Source organism: Enterobacter sp. CFEC122, assembly GCF_052983755.1.
This window is the reverse complement of sequence record NZ_JBRIQR010000034.1, coordinates 1-14,591: the sequence shown is the minus strand read 5'-3', so window position 1 is coordinate 14,591 and position 14,591 is coordinate 1. Positions and strand designations below refer to the sequence as shown.

At 50.4% G+C, this 14,591-nt stretch carries 17 protein-coding genes and 1 pseudogene; 10 read left to right on the top strand and 8 right to left on the bottom strand.

The window, feature by feature from the left end:
* Nucleotides 1–2 precede the first annotated feature (2 nt).
* Genes ACVCAM_RS20010 through ACVCAM_RS19990 form a run of 5 tightly spaced genes read right to left on the bottom strand, consistent with a single transcriptional unit; the run spans nucleotide 3 to nucleotide 5,016 of the window.
* A complete protein-coding gene (locus ACVCAM_RS20010) occupies nucleotides 3–959 on the bottom strand; it encodes an HpcH/HpaI aldolase/citrate lyase family protein (protein WP_031942304.1) in 957 nt (318 codons plus the stop codon).
* Nucleotides 959–2,038, bottom strand: coding sequence for a cysteine protease StiP family protein (locus tag ACVCAM_RS20005; RefSeq protein WP_001585166.1), 1,080 nt, complete (start codon nucleotides 2,036–2,038; stop codon nucleotides 959–961). The genes ACVCAM_RS20010 and ACVCAM_RS20005 overlap by 1 nt, the downstream gene beginning before the upstream one ends.
* A 1-nt stretch (nucleotide 2,039) precedes the next feature.
* Nucleotides 2,040–2,813 (bottom strand): HAD family hydrolase, encoded by a 774-nt coding sequence (locus tag ACVCAM_RS20000; protein WP_001040058.1) that lies wholly within the window; start codon nucleotides 2,811–2,813, stop codon nucleotides 2,040–2,042.
* Nucleotides 2,806–3,948 (bottom strand): phosphoribosyltransferase domain-containing protein, encoded by a 1,143-nt coding sequence (locus ACVCAM_RS19995; RefSeq protein ID WP_001280115.1) that lies wholly within the window; start codon nucleotides 3,946–3,948, stop codon nucleotides 2,806–2,808. Before ACVCAM_RS19995 ends, ACVCAM_RS20000 begins: the two co-directional genes overlap by 8 nt.
* 9 nt (nucleotides 3,949–3,957) lie before the next feature.
* Nucleotides 3,958–5,016 carry an ATP-grasp domain-containing protein gene (locus tag ACVCAM_RS19990; RefSeq protein WP_012695441.1) on the bottom strand — a complete coding sequence of 353 codons (1,059 nt, stop codon included), beginning with the start codon at nucleotides 5,014–5,016 and terminating at the stop codon, nucleotides 3,958–3,960.
* 320 nt (nucleotides 5,017–5,336) lie between these two features.
* Here ACVCAM_RS19990 and ACVCAM_RS19985 point away from each other — a divergent pair, with 320 nt between their 5' ends.
* From ACVCAM_RS19985 to ACVCAM_RS19950, 8 genes are all read left to right on the top strand, one after another.
* Complete coding sequence (locus ACVCAM_RS19985; RefSeq protein ID WP_000254137.1) at nucleotides 5,337–5,918, top strand: tellurium resistance-associated protein TerZ; 582 nt, start codon at nucleotides 5,337–5,339, stop codon at nucleotides 5,916–5,918.
* A complete protein-coding gene (locus tag ACVCAM_RS19980) occupies nucleotides 5,918–7,075 on the top strand; it encodes a TerD family protein (RefSeq protein ID WP_001054786.1) in 1,158 nt (385 codons plus the stop codon). Before ACVCAM_RS19985 ends, ACVCAM_RS19980 begins: the two co-directional genes overlap by 1 nt.
* Nucleotides 7,076–7,097: 22 nt before the next feature.
* Nucleotides 7,098–7,553, top strand: a complete 456-nt coding sequence (locus ACVCAM_RS19975; RefSeq protein WP_000007449.1) for a tellurite resistance TerB family protein — start codon at nucleotides 7,098–7,100, stop codon at nucleotides 7,551–7,553.
* 22 nt (nucleotides 7,554–7,575) lie between these two features.
* Nucleotides 7,576–8,616, top strand: coding sequence for a tellurium resistance membrane protein TerC (terC, locus tag ACVCAM_RS19970; protein ID WP_000255079.1), 1,041 nt, complete (start codon nucleotides 7,576–7,578; stop codon nucleotides 8,614–8,616).
* A gap of 48 nt (nucleotides 8,617–8,664) precedes the next feature.
* A complete protein-coding gene (gene terD / locus ACVCAM_RS19965; protein WP_000116680.1) occupies nucleotides 8,665–9,243 on the top strand; it encodes a tellurium resistance membrane protein TerD in 579 nt (192 codons plus the stop codon).
* 68 nt (nucleotides 9,244–9,311) lie between these two features.
* Nucleotides 9,312–9,887, top strand: coding sequence for a TerD family protein (locus ACVCAM_RS19960; RefSeq protein ID WP_000301247.1), 576 nt, complete (start codon nucleotides 9,312–9,314; stop codon nucleotides 9,885–9,887).
* Nucleotides 9,888–10,315: 428 nt separating this feature from the next.
* Complete coding sequence (locus tag ACVCAM_RS19955) at nucleotides 10,316–11,557, top strand: vWA domain-containing protein (RefSeq protein ID WP_001053340.1); 1,242 nt, start codon at nucleotides 10,316–10,318, stop codon at nucleotides 11,555–11,557.
* A 90-nt stretch (nucleotides 11,558–11,647) separates the two neighbouring features.
* Entirely contained in the window at nucleotides 11,648–12,103 is a 456-nt protein-coding gene (locus ACVCAM_RS19950) for a hypothetical protein (RefSeq protein WP_000374058.1), read from the top strand.
* A 240-nt stretch (nucleotides 12,104–12,343) separates the two neighbouring features.
* On the opposite strand, the gene ACVCAM_RS19945 is transcribed toward ACVCAM_RS19950, so the two are convergent.
* Together ACVCAM_RS19945 and ACVCAM_RS19940 are read right to left on the bottom strand one after the other, a co-directional pair.
* A complete protein-coding gene (locus ACVCAM_RS19945; protein ID WP_000398479.1) occupies nucleotides 12,344–12,535 on the bottom strand; it encodes a DUF7706 family protein in 192 nt (63 codons plus the stop codon).
* Between the two features lie 91 nt (nucleotides 12,536–12,626).
* Entirely contained in the window at nucleotides 12,627–12,968 is a 342-nt protein-coding gene (locus ACVCAM_RS19940; RefSeq protein ID WP_001151572.1) for a hypothetical protein, read from the bottom strand.
* Between the two features lie 625 nt (nucleotides 12,969–13,593).
* On the opposite strand from ACVCAM_RS19940, the pseudogene ACVCAM_RS19935 reads away from it, so the two are divergent.
* Nucleotides 13,594–13,814, top strand: a pseudogene (locus ACVCAM_RS19935) (type I restriction-modification system subunit M N-terminal domain-containing protein); the annotation flags it as partial.
* Nucleotides 13,815–13,954: 140 nt separating this feature from the next.
* Entirely contained in the window at nucleotides 13,955–14,209 is a 255-nt protein-coding gene (locus ACVCAM_RS19930) for a hypothetical protein (protein ID WP_000880375.1), read from the top strand.
* A gap of 2 nt (nucleotides 14,210–14,211) precedes the next feature.
* Here ACVCAM_RS19930 and ACVCAM_RS19925 read toward each other — a convergent pair.
* Nucleotides 14,212–14,591, bottom strand: a 380-nt coding sequence (locus tag ACVCAM_RS19925) for a 3'-5' exonuclease (RefSeq protein ID WP_275146578.1), incomplete at its 5' end; no start/stop codon positions are given.

Below are 14,591 nucleotides of genomic sequence, written 5' to 3'. Positions count from 1 at the left end.
CCTTAATGATGCTGGGTCACGGTAAGTAATCTGATTCCATCAGCGCTTTGCTCGTTCTGTAACCCATAAAAACGAGCTCTGTCCAGAATGCCAGCCGCCCAGCGGCGATGTGTGGCGGGTTCACACATTGCTCCCTGCGACTTAAACACGGCCTGGGTAGAGTTCAGGATCCGCAGAGCGTCAGAATACTCACCCTGAGTGACCATCAGCGCGTTTTGAATGACCTCTATCTGACCCGGGTGAATGGCCGTTTTCCCAACAAGCCCATGTGCCATATCAAGAGCCAGCTCTCTGGCCATAACGGCATGATCGTCAATATGCTCACATACGGGCGCGGTCAGGGCAAAATCACGCGGGCCGAAGACTGAAACGAGCATTTTGATGACGTAGCCCATCGGGCTGTCATACAGCGTCAGGTCCCGGGGGCGGCGAAGCGACACAACGTTCATAAGATCGTTGCCGCCGATTCGAAGCGCAATAATGCGGTCGTGGCAGGGATGTTCCACCAGGCGAGTGGCCAGCTCGCGCATCTGAACCACGTCAAAGACGTCTTCTGTTTCCAGCGTTGGCATCATGCACAGGTGAGTCCCGCCCATGATATCCCACCATTCAGCTAACGAACTGAGGGTAAATTTCGGCAACACAAACCCATCGACAGCGGAAAGATCATAATGCGCTTTTAACCATCTGCCCATGTCGGCATGCCGGGGGCGAATGAACACCAGAGGCCAGTCATTTTTACCCAGGCTACGCATGCTGTTACTGAGCTCGTGCAGCAGGTGCTCCAGATTTTTGAGGGCGATGGGGATGTCTGCTTCACTGACAGCATCCTCCAGGCAAATCACCAGAGAGCGCAAACCCGGGATTTTCCCGTGCAGGACGGCATCAGCAATATCTTCCCGTGTTGCAGGCATGTATAGCGTGGCTCCCAGATTCCAGGGAGAAAGACGATTTTTCATCAGAGTACCTTCTTGATAATGGTTACAGCCCGATACTGGCCGAGGGTTCCCCCCATTTCTGTAACAACTATTCCCTTTTCACGAGCAAGCCCTACAAGCAAGGCAACGTCCGGGTCGTCAATAGAACGCACAAATACATGGTCCGGTACCCGACGTAATACAGCCCGGGTTGCTTCAGCAATACCGGGTTTAATACGATTGACGCTGTCCACTTTAAATTCATCGGCCAGGAACGCGATAACGTCGCGACTTGTCTGCCATAAGACCCGGGCTGACTCCATATTCCAGCTCAGGGTAGCGAGGGATGACGGGGTTAACTTCTTACGGAAATGGGCGACGGTATCGACAAGCATCCGGCTGCATTCGAATTCACTGAGATGCTCGCAAACCATGCACCCATGTAATCCTTCAGAGGACCATACTGACCGGGAGATCAGGCCTGATACCGGCGCACCCATGATGCCAAAAGGAATGAGCCAGTCATCATCACTGGCTGCAAGCCAGGAGCAGCCACAGGGATCGGCCAGGACAACCAGTCGCGGCTGCTCAGGATAGCCCGGGCGATCTTTCAGTGCGCGTACAAGCTCTCCGGTAATTGCGCCTTTACCTGTCCATCCGTCAACAAAGACAATACCGCTGGTACCATGGCGCTCTTCAATGACGTCGAGGGCTGCACCGTCAATTCCACGATCCCGGATAATGCTGATACCGTAATGCCATGAGGTTTTCCCCATGTCACGCAGGGCCTGGTGCAGCATAACGCCGAGCGGCACGCCAGCTCTGACGAGACTGGCCAGTACAATGGGCTCATCACCGAAGCGTTCGGCCAGAGCAATAGCGAGCTGTGTGACTTCTTTTGCAAGTCTCTCTGCGCCCCGATCCAGCGCCCGGTGAAACAAATCAAGATGCCATTGTGTTGGCGCTGGCTCCTGACTGAGCATGTCCGAATAATGTTTCTTCCCTGACTGAATCAGCTCTTCTTTTTGCTCAACCGGCGTCATCTCAATGACTACCGGCTTTAGCAGAAATTCCACGTCACCGGGCTGGTATGAGCCGGTAAATGTGTCATGTGGCTGCATTTTAATTTTCTCCAAAAATTCGCTGTGAAATGGCATCTGCAAACTGACTCTGACGCGGGATGCCAAACCAGCTGCACAGTTTCATAAAACGATGATCGCTCAGGCTGTCGCCCAGACCAATTACGGGGAAGACTCCGCGTTCAGCCCGAAGTTTTTCAAGAAGCCATCTGACTGCCAGCCCTTTCTCAACCGCGGTGGGAAGCCAGGCCACGTTATTACTGTTGCGGTGGATGTAGAAGCCCTCGGTCGGAAACACCGTTTCTATCTCATCTGCAATGGCATTGAGCTCGTCAAGGCGGGTGCTGTCGCGGTGCTTCATCACCATATAAACCGCCGTTTCACCGTATTCGAAGTTCAGCCTTGCCCAGGCATTGATCCCTTTTGCGTCCATCATTTCAGTGATCAGACGCTGCATCGATGTCAGCTTTTCCTGATAGGGAGCCAGCTGGCCGAGCATATGGGCCTTCCACTCCTCGTCGGGTTTGCCTTCTGGCGTGAGAATGACGGCCCCGTGAGTGGTGATTGCCCAGGAGTGGAAAGGGATCCGTACGCGGCTGATTTCTTCAGTTCCCCGTGCGGTAACGGGTATGAGTTCAGCCTGCTCCAGGAGCCAGTCCACCAACATGGACTGTTCTTCCGTCATAAAGCTTCGTGGATTCAGGGTGCGATCAACGGCACCGGTACGGAATGGCTCCAGGGCCAGCTCGTCCACCATTTTACGACGGGTCTGAAAGAGCGTGTCGTCAAGGTCGCTCAGAACAACGGGTTTATTCATAGGTAACAATCTCCACGACGGCCGCAACCTCAGCCAGCGCTTTAAGAAGCTGCGTGTCAATACTTTCTGCGGGTGTCTCAGTACACACAAGAATGCGGTCAAACTGCTGGTGGGCGACGTTATAGACAAAATTGGGGATGCCCAGCCCGTAGTTATCCGTAAAGGAAATGGCGGACTCAATGGCATAACCAACGGCGATAGGGGAGCGGGTGGTCGATCCATAAAATGCCTGTGCTCCGGCAGCTTCGAGCCGTTCAGCAAGCAGGAACGGCTCCCAGACGAATTCCCCGGTCCCGAGAACCAGAATACGTTCCCCCTTGTGGACGGAGACCTCATGGCCGAGATCGGCCGCAGGTGCGAGCATCCCCAGTCGGCCCCAGGACTGTTTTCCCTGGATGTCCCATTCTCCTCGTGAAGTTACGTTGACTTTCGGCATGTCCGGGACAGGTGCATCAGGTAATGGGGTCCATCCCCACTTACCGCTTACAAGAGAAACCGAAGTGACTGGTAAGGTGCTGCGCTCGGACAAGGCTTTGCCACTCCAGTCGGTAAGCGTAACGGCTATAACCTGTTCAATATGTTGAAGCTTGCCGGTATTACGCAGGGCTGAAAGCAGGTTAATAAAGGTATTACCGGTGGTTGCCTCGTCATCAATCAAAACCAGCGTTCGTGCGTTGGTAACACGACGTCTTTTCTCTTCATCATCTGGCAGATAGATCAGATGATCGGTGGCGTGGCTGTGTTCTTCCTTGAACTCGCAAAGCAACGTGCCATCAACCGGGTGACGGGTAGAGGTCAGATAGACAGATTCAGGATGCTGGTGGCGCACTTCATCAAATACACCGGCCCCAAGCCCAACGGCGGTTTCAGCCATACCGATAAACAGTACGGGTCCTGTCAGTGTCGAGGGGAACTGGCTGGCAAGCTGTCTGTAGGCCTGCCGCATGACTGAGGGTGGCACGGGAATGTGCCTGCCGAGTACTTTGCTGACAAACAGAAAGGCGCGTTTCGGGTTACGTCTTTCAGCGATGTCAAACAGGTCATCGAGCGAAACTTCACCCTGGTCGCGGGTTACCTGAATCGTACCGCATGAGAGGGTACGGCGATAAATCATATCTTCGAGGATATCAGACATAAATACGCCTTAATTCAGAAGGTTAGAGAGTGATTCCGGGTATGCAATTACATCCGTAATGGATCTCACCGCAACCGGAGAAAAGGTGTTTTTAGCGCTCTGGCGCACCATATCTTCAGACATCAGACCGAGCTTAAAGGCAGCAAATAACCCAGGAAGGTTCACCCCGCTGTGAAGGGTATAACCCACCCCCCCTGACGGACGCATGTTGGTTTCAAGCAGCACCGGGTTGCCATTCACATCGTTTCGCGTCTGAACATTCACCAGCCCGTCGGCCTTCATAACCCTGGCGCAGTCACACGCCAGTTCCCAGGCGCTTCCTTCGTTTACCAGATACTGGATAACCCCTTCCTTACGGCGTCCCACGGCTGCGAGTATTTCGCCCTTATCCGCGAGGATATCGACGGAAAATTCCGGGCCTGGCAGGTACGGCATCAAAACAAGGGGTTTAAACGACTCAGCAGCTGATGCTGCTGCAATATACTGTTGCGGACTGACCAGACGATGTTCGGGATGATTAAAGACGGCCATAGGCGAAGCACTGTCATCAAAGCGCCAGAATCCCATGCCATAGATACCCGTCACCGGCTTCACGCATACCGGGCTGTCAGTGAACGGCGGGGCCGCGAGGTGTGTTTTTAATTCTGCCAGCGTATTCACCCGCCAGGATGGTACGACCGGGAGACCCTTTTGCTCCATAAACTGAGCAAAAGTAACTTTTTCGTCAGCCAGAGTTAACCAGTCGACGCCCGTTGCACCGGTAGTAAGGGTGGCACCGGTCGATTCAATGGCTGAACGGTGTTCTTCAAACCACTGGCTGTTACGGCCAGTATGAATATGGTGGATGCCGTAGGACTGAATGGTTTCCTGGATAAACTGAAGACGTTTTTGAGGATCTTCAGGTTCAGTCAAAGAATAGTCGGCAACGGAAAGGATTTCATTTCTTTCGTTACGGTGGGAGGCAAAAACGGTAATGGCAAAATTATTTTTTTTTGCAAATGATTTTACCCCCTGAATAATATCTCGCTGGGAGGATAAACCTTCCATAAACCAAATTTTCTTGTTCATTTTTTTTAATTATCCGGAACGCCATGCAAATTTATGATTGAGAAGTGAGTCTATGAGTGTCTAAGCTACATGTCAATCATAATATGATTTATAACTCCTGTGGTTATGGAGTGCGTCAGGTTTTTTGGATTCCTGATAACACATTGATATTTAAATTAAACTTAGAAAATTAACACCCTGAAAAGGATTTCTTTTTGTGTTTTTACAGAAAACTACCAAAATTTCCCTTGTCAGAGAACTTCATCATGATATGATTTTCTTCGTCAGTTACTAAATATACCTTTGATTGTCTCGGTCATTACCATTTTAAGGAATAAAACATGGTTTCATTAGTTAAGAACCAGACGGTATCACTCAGCAAAGAATCATCTGCATTAAGCCAGCTTCATTTCGGTCTCGGTTGGGATCCGGTTAAGAAAAAAGGTCTTCTTGGAGGATTGTTTGGAGGCAACGACTCAATCGATCTCGATGCTGGCTGCGTATTAATGGACAGCACCGGTAAAACAATTGACACCATCTGGTTCCGCAAACTGGAATCCACCTGCGGCGCTGTTGTGCACAGTGGCGATAACCTGACCGGTGAAGGTGACGGTGACGATGAGGTGATTAATGTCAACCTCTCCCGACTGCCTGCAAACGTTGAATACCTGGCGTTTACGGTAAACAGCTTCCGTGGTCAGTCGTTCAATGACGTCGAAAACGCGTTCTGCCGCGTTGTCGATCAAACCGGCAAAGAGCTGGCTCGCTACAAGCTGACTGAGCAGGGCTCACATACCGGGATCGTTATTTCTTCGCTGCGCCGTAATAACGGCAACTGGGACTTTACCGCCCTTGGCCATGCCTGTCGCGGCCGCACAATTGACGATATGCACTCCGATATCGTTTCAGCGGTTATTCGCTAATGAACCTGACGCCGGGGGGCAATGCCCCCGTTCCAGCCCAGGAGTTGCGGGTCCGGATCACCTCGGGCGGCCAGGTGGATGCTTCGGCGTTTCGCCTGTATGCCGACGGGAAGGTGCAGGGTGATGCGGACATGGTGTTTTATGGTCAGCCACGTAACGATGATGGTACCGTCAGCCTGGTCAGTGAAGGCCAGTACTCAACCTTTACTGTCGCGCTCAACCGGCTGAAACCTGATGTCCAGAAAATTGCGTTCACCGTGACCTGTGACGGTGGGCAGACGGTGTCCGGTCTTCGTAATCTTTCCATCGACGTGGAGCAAGGGGCTACCGGCCTGGTTAGCGGCAGTGTCGAACTGAGCGGCCGTCAGGAAGCAGCCTTAATTCTGGGTGAATTTTACCGTCGTAATAATGACTGGAAATTCCGCTTCGTTGCGCAGGGGTTCAACGGTGGACTTAAACCGCTGGCAGAGCATTTCGGCGTAAATATTGCCGACGAACCGGCTCCCGCAGCCCCGACTCCTCCGGTTGTAACCCCTCCGCCAGTTGAGACAAAAATCAGCCTGAGCAAGGTATCGCTGACAAAAGAGAAGCCTGCAATCAGCCTGACCAAACGGGATAACTTCGGTGAAATCCGGATCAACCTGAACTGGCACCGGGGCAGCGGCAAATCAGGCTTTGCAGGCATGTTCGGCTCCAAAGGAATCGACCTGGATCTGGGGGCCTTTGTTGAGCTTCAGGACGGGTATAAATCGGTCATTCAGGCGCTCGGTAATGCATTCGGTGATTATCGCGATGAACCGTATGTTCAGCTCAAGGGCGATGACCGGACGGGTGATGTATCAGACGGCGAGTGGCTGCATATCAATGGACGTGAATGGAAGCATATCCGCGAAGTGCTGATTTACGCCTTTATTTATGAAGGTGTTCCCAGCTGGGACAAGACTGATGGTGTGGTCACCATTCATGTGCCGGATCAACCGCCCATTGAGACCCGCCTGACCGAAGGTGAAAACCGTCGCACATTGTGCGCCATTGCCAGACTCGTAAACGAAAACGGCGCAATTAAAGTCGAGCGAATTAACCAGTACTTCAAAGGCCAGGACGAAATGGACCGGGCATTTGGCTGGGGATTTCGCTGGAGCGCCGGTTCTAAATAACACAGCAACAAAGGAAACAGGTATGAGCTTTTTCGACAAAGTTAAAGGTGCCATTAACTCAGGCCGTGACGAACTGACCCGCCAGGTTGGCCGTTTCAAAAACAAAAAATTCATGCAGGGCACCGTTGCTGTATGTGCCCGTATTGCCGTATCGAGTGACGGCGTAAGTTCGGAAGAAAAGCAGAAAATGATGGGCTTTCTGCGCTCTTCAGAAGAGCTGAAGGTCTTCGATACCAATGAGGTGATTGAGTTCTTCAATAAACTGGTTTCAAGCTTCGATTTCGATGTTGAAATCGGCAAGGGCGAAACCATGAAATACATCCTGGCGCTGAAAGATCAGCCTGAGGCCGCTCAGCTGGCCTTACGTGTTGGTATTGCCGTTGCGAAAAGTGACGGTAACTTCGATCAGGACGAGAAACTGGCCTCCCGCGAGATCGCTATCGCGTTGGGCTTCGACCCGGCTGAATTTGGCCTCTGATCCACATCCCTAAGGGTAAAATATGGTTTCCACACACATCGGCTTCCCGACTGAAACGGTCATTGTTTTTATTGCGCTTTCAGTCGGTGCCATCTTTATTGACCTGTTTATGCACCGTGATGACAAGCCTATTTCGCTGAAGAGTGCGGCGCTCTGGTCCGTATTCTGGGTTGTGGTTGCGATGGCATTTGCCGGTTTCCTCTATATCCACCACGGTGCTGAGGTTGCCAGTCTGTTTGTCACGGGTTATGCGCTGGAGAAAGTGCTGTCGGTCGATAACCTGTTCGTCATGATGGCCATCTTCTCCTGGTTCGCCGTTCCGGATCGTTATCGCCACCGTGTTCTCTACTGGGGGATCATTGGTGCCATTGTCTTCAGGGGCATCTTTGTCGCCATCGGTACGAGCCTGCTGAGTCTGGGGCCGTATGTTGAAGTTGTCTTCGCTATTATCGTTGCCTGGACAGCGGTCATGATGCTTAAAAGCGGTGATGACGATGATGAAATTGAGGATTACTCCCAGCATCTGGCTTACCGCATGGTTAAACGCTTCTTCCCTATCTGGCCGAAGCTCAGAGGGCATGCCTTCCTGCTTAACCAGAAGGAAGTGGATGCTGAACTGGCGAAACCAGAAAACAGCGATGTCACCATTGGCCGTGGTAAAAAAGCGGCGCTGTATGCGACCCCGCTGTTCCTGTGTGTGGCTGTGGTTGAACTCTCGGACGTAATGTTCGCGTTTGACTCGGTACCGGCAATCATTGCCGTCAGTCGTGAACCGCTTATCGTCTATAGTGCCATGATGTTTGCTATCCTGGGCCTGCGTACTCTGTACTTTGTCCTTGAGGCACTGAAACAGTACCTGGTTCATCTGGAGAAGGCCGTTATCGTGCTACTGTTCTTCATCGCGGCAAAACTCGGCCTGAATGCGACCGATCACATCTGGCATCATGGTTACAGCATCGCGGCAACAACCAGCCTGTATGTTGTACTGGGTGTACTGGCGCTGGGCATTCTCGCAAGCGTCATGTTCCCGGGCAAACCTGAATCTGAGGAAAAGGGGAGTTAATCCCCTTAAGTGTTAACCTGAACAATTACTAATCGAAGAGGTTATTTTATGAGTGTTTCTCTTTCCAAAGGCGGGAACGTCTCCCTAAGTAAAGCAGCTCCGTCAATGAAAAACGTCCTGGTGGGCCTTGGCTGGGATGCGCGTTCAACAGACGGTCAGGACTTTGACCTGGATGCTTCAGCATTCCTGCTGGCCTCAAACGGCAAAGTGCGCGGCGATTCAGATTTCATCTTCTATAACAACCTGACGTCATCCGACGGTTCCGTAACGCACACCGGCGATAACCGCACCGGTGAGGGCGATGGTGATGATGAATCGCTGAAAATTAAACTGGACGCCGTCCCGTCTGAAGTTGACAAGATCATCTTCGTTGTGACCATCCACGATGCTCAGGCTCGTCGCCAGAGCTTTGGTCAGGTATCCGGTGCGTTTATTCGTCTGGTTAATGACGATAACCAGACTGAAGTTGCTCGCTACGATCTGACCGAAGATGCGTCCACTGAGACTGCCATGCTGTTCGGCGAGCTGTATCGCCACAATGGTGAGTGGAAATTCCGCGCAGTAGGTCAGGGTTATGCTGGTGGTCTGGCATCTGTATGTGCTCAGTACGGCATTAACGCGTCCTGATCAAAAAGTAACTTTTCTACCCGGGGCTGTTAATGCAGCCCTCATTCAACTGTTTGCAGGAGCTAAAAATGGCAGTTTCTCTCGTAAAAGGCGGCAATGTATCTCTGACCAAAGAAGCACCAACCATGAATGTTGCTATGGTTGGCCTAGGCTGGGATGCCCGTGTAACCGATGGTCAGGGTTTTGACCTGGACGCTTCCGTGTTCGCAGTAGGCGAAGACGGTAAAGTGTTGTCAGATGCGCATTTCATTTTCTTCAATAACAAAACCAGCCCTGATGGCGCGGTAGAGCACCAGGGCGACAACCGTACCGGTGAAGGCGACGGCGACGATGAGCAGGTCAAAATCGATCTGACCAAAGTCTCAGCAGATATCAAAAAACTGGTGTTTGCCGTTACCATCTATGATGCAGAAGCGCGTAAACAAAACTTCGGCATGGTGAGCAACAGCTTCATGCGCGTTTACAACAACGACAACGGCACGGAAATTGCCCGTTTCGATCTGTCTGAAGATGCCTCAACCGAAACCGCTATGGTCTTCGGTGAACTGTATCGTCATGGCGCTGAGTGGAAGTTTAAAGCTGTCGGTCAGGGCTTTGCCGGTGGCCTGGCGGCTCTTGCCTCCCAGCACGGCGTTAACATCTAAAATAACGCTGAATCATACCCCGGCAATGCCGGGGTTTTTTTTGGTTGCGATCCGCTATCAGGAGGGGGGGGGCAGAAAGGGTTCGGGAATCTCAGAAAGCAGAGAGATGTTAATTCTGACGTGAGCCTTTTAAAGGCAGGAAACGGATTTTTCTCTGGTTGCTGGTTAAAGCCTGTATTCCGTGCCTTATATCAACAGCATGCCCCTCTGATATATGTTACGTTTGCGACTTATGAAGGCACGGGTTCTGGAAGATAAAATACCCGACCAATGGAAATTCCAATTCAACAGGTATAGAAACTTCAACGTGATGAAATATGGTGTCACACCATATATACGCCTCACCAGAAATCCAGCGTCCTGAACTAAGCCAGGGGAACCTATATAAACGCTGCGCTTTAAAATAATCAAAAATCAGGAGAGTTAATGTGAATCTACAATCCGGACAAAACATACCACTTCAGCAATCTGCGATCAGGCTGAATCTTCAGTACCCTACCAAATCCGGCTTTAAAGGCGAACCCGATACCTGCCTGTTCCTGCTTAATGCTCAGGGAAAGGTCAGCGGCGATTCTGACTTTATCTTTTACAATAATCTGTCTTCTCCTGAAGGGGCAGTAAAGCTCGTTACCGGTTCTCAGCAGTCCAGCATTGAGATAGCACTGGATCGTGTTCCTGCGAACATCAGTAAAATTGCAATCACAGTTGTCATTGATGGTGAAGATACCATCAGTGGGCTCAGTTCGTTGAGCATGCAGGCTCAAGGAATCGCTGAGTTCCAGGCTGAGACTCAGGGCCGCAGTGAGAAAGCAATTATCCTGGGTGAAGTATATCGGCACAATGGCGCCTGGAAGCTTCGTGCGCTCGGGCAGGGTTTCAACGGTGGTCTTGAGCCTCTGGCCATTAGCTATGGCGTTGATGTCGCACAGCCAGCTCCGCAGCCAGCAAAGCCTGCTCGTATCAGTCTGGAAAAGAAACTGGAAACCAGATCTCCGCGCCTTGTAAGCCTCGCTAAAAAAGCCTCGGTCAGTCTTACTAAAAATAAACTGGACACCCTTGAGGCAGCGGTTGCATTTGTACTTGACGCATCCGGCTCAATGAGTGGCCAGTTCAGTAAGGGTAACGTTCAGTCTGTGCTGGACCGCATCGCCGTTCTTGCCGCCCAGTTCGACGACGACGGTGAAATGGATGTCTGGGGATTTGGAGAGAAGCATAAGAAGTATCCAAACGTCACACTGGACAACCTGGACACATATATTCAGTCCATTCGCGGGGCTGGAAAGCGTTCAGCCTGGGAGAACCTGCCGGGCCTCGGAGGGACAAACAACGAGCCTCCTGTGATGGAAGAAATAGTCGACTACTTTAAGGACTCGAAAATCCCGGTGTATGTTGTATTTATTACCGATGGCGGGATCAGCAAGACCCGGGCGATTAAAGATGCAATCCGGCGTTCTGCCAACTACCCCATCTTCTGGAAGTTTGTCGGCCTGGGTGGTTCAAGCTACGGTATCCTCAAAAATCTGGATGACTTTACTGACCGCCGGGTTGATAACACCCACTTCTTTGCCATGGATGATTTCGGTTCGATTAGCGATGAAAAGTTATATGATAATCTACTGGAAGAATTCAGACCGTGGATCGATGAAACAAAAAGGTTAGGCATCCTTTAATACGCACAGTTTGAGCTTGGTTGAATGAGCTCTACAGCAGCTTAATACTGTAGAGCCTTTGTTCATTGGAAATCGTACAGGGAGGCGCATATGGACCGCATCAAGTACCTGAAATGGATAGCTGAAGAATCACCAAGTACGGCTCAGCAGCTGGTGGCCTGGTTAAACAGAGCAAGGCACTATACGCCCGACATGAAAGAGCATCAGGCAGGTGTACAGATTCAAGAAAAGGGGATTGTTGTAGGGCTTAGACAAAGTACTAATCGTTATCATGGAGATTGTCTGACCATACATGTGGTACGGCTTCCGGAAGAAATACAAAACAAGGGATGGTTTAAGTCTTTTCTGAAGCTTTGCTGTGAATCGAATCCCTGGTGCGATGTTGTAATAGAAGACGTGAAAAACCCATATTTATTAAGCTTTTGTAAGAAACTAAACTTTACTGTATTAGATGAATTTTACCCGAATACTTACATAGTAAACACAGATGCCATTATGAGTTTACCTATCCCACCCTTAGGGAGATACGAAACCTATCTTTATTAAACCTGCGAACCTTTACCGGTTGCGTGGGGAGCGGATGGACTTCGGCTAAAGAAAAATCACATCGTCTATTTTGACCAGAAAAAGCTAATCTGCTTGATGTAATGCAGAAACGCATTACATTAATATCTTCTCCCAACAATCACCTGAACAATTCCCTGATTGCTTTTCACCTCATACCAGTGCTGGCTCATAGTTAGTCCTTAAGCAAATTTGTTATCGGAATAAAGAACGAAGCCAGCCTCATCGAGGCGCATAACCTTCTTCCCTTAACGCCTGTTGTAATTTTTCAATTGCGCTTTTCATTACCCAGGCTTCTTCGTCACTCACAGCACAGCCACGAAGATCGCTCCAGCTCAGACGTTTAACTAATTGAGCAAGGGCCATAGTTTCATTCTCATCAAGCTGCAAACTCAGTGTCTCAATACCTTCCACTATCTAACCTCCCTTATACTGAAAAATGGCGCTTTATTTCTGACCAGATGCCGAAGCCTTGAATGCGGCCGGAACTGCCGTTGTTTCTACTTTACAGAAATGGAATTAAAAAGTGGTGGTGCTGGGCACGTTTCTTTTCCAGTCGGGGTTTAAGCCAGAGCCGAAACTCATTCAACTTCTCAGCAGCCAAAACCGCTTCAACGGGGAAAACTTTATATTTACCCTGCTGCTGAGGTTCACCCAACCATCGCCTGATGGCTCCGTCAGTCCATAAACGAGTCTCTTTGAGCCTGGTTACAGTGACCCATTTCCTGGACCATTCATCAAATTGTCGCTGGCGATCCCGATAACGTTGTTCTTCCTGCTGACGAAGCCAGTCGCGATCAACAGCGAATTTTCGGTATCCAACAAAGAGCCCTTGTACTTTGGCCATGACAACATTCCGGTTTGCTTAGAACTGTTCAGACAGACATGTCAGGGATAAAGCTGAAGAAAAAGGTACAACGAAGAATAACCAAGACATAGGCCTGCCGGGTAAGTGGTGCGGTGCACAGGACTGTCGGAAAGTACGCTCAGAGAGGGTCGTTTAAGCATGATGCACCACCGCCAGCCAGCCTTAATAATGGTAATGTACCACTGGGTTACCAGACAGACCAGTAACGCATCAAACATAAAACTGTTTTTTAAAAAACGTCAGGAACGTAGCCTGACCTTTTAACCAGTGGTGTAAAAAACATACAGATTGCTCTGAGGTATGAGGTTCAGCAACTAGCCTTGTCGACGCAGAAACATTAAGTAATCAATAGCAGCTATCGCAAACAATGGTGAAAACCACCACGTGCTTTTCAACAAGCCAAGCGGCAGAAAGAGTACAGTTGCCATCGAATAAACAAAAACACGAACCATACCATCTGTAATAAACATAGGCTATTTGCAATCTGAGGTTGGATTGTAGATTTTAGTTAGAAATGGATCAAAGTCCGTTTTGTGCAAAACTTGGTTGACAACCCTCTTTTGGAAGATGTGCCGTTTCGTGCAAAAGTTGGTTGGAGGCCAAGATGGCAGAGTTCGTAGGTTCGGCTGCTTCGCAAGCTGATTTCATTTGGAAGAACGCGGAAGACCTGTGGGGGGGGATTTCAAGCATACCGACTTCGGCAAGATCATTTTGCCGTTTACTCTGCTGCGTCGATTGGAGTGCGCACTGGAGTCTACACGGGAAGCATCGCTCGATAGCCAACCAGCCACGATTGAGTTCTTAGAAGCAGAGTTCAGTGTTGATTTCGATGCGCTGCTATCTTGACCGCCAATCAGACCCGCATGGTTCAGGTTTGTGTATGAGAGTCCCCAAATGGCTGTAGTTCTAACCAAAGCCTTGATTGAAGCCGGCCGCGCCGGAAATAGTGGGTACAGAAAAGGCAGTTGCTTGCGCTGGGCGTAAGTTACCCGCCGAAAAGCGGCTGGATCGAACGACTGATCGGCACTGAGGTATCTGACGAGCAGTACGAACGCTTTCTGGGGCACAGCACGAGCAAGCAGGCTGAACAGATCCTACGCGGAGAGCAGCCAGCCAAGGGGCTTCAGTATGCAAAGCGAGCGAAGAAGCTCGCTTCTGAAAGAAAAGCCACAATTGATCTGGATAACGAGCACCTGTCTGAAATCGAAAAGTATCGGTAGCCCTAGACTTTTAGCCGCTGAAGATCTCTTAGATACCATTGGTGAAACTTGCTGAAGTCAGCCTTCTGTTTCTCTACCGTGCTGTTATAGATCGCATCACTGGTAACCGCACAAGCAGTCCAGCCAGCCTCATAGACGAAGCGAGTAGCTATCGGTGACTTCTTCGGGGTGCTATCCCAGCGGTTTTTGAGCCACCGCGCAAGCCCTTCATCAAGAGGGACCACCAGATTTAGCTGCTGTTTTGTGCGAGTGATACCGACATAAAACAGCCGACGTTCCTCCTCGATTTCCTCTTCGGCCGGAGGGGTGTTCATCGATGTGCGAACGCTGTAAACATCATCGGGTTTGCCGCCAGGAAATTCCTGCTCATTCAGCCCGATCA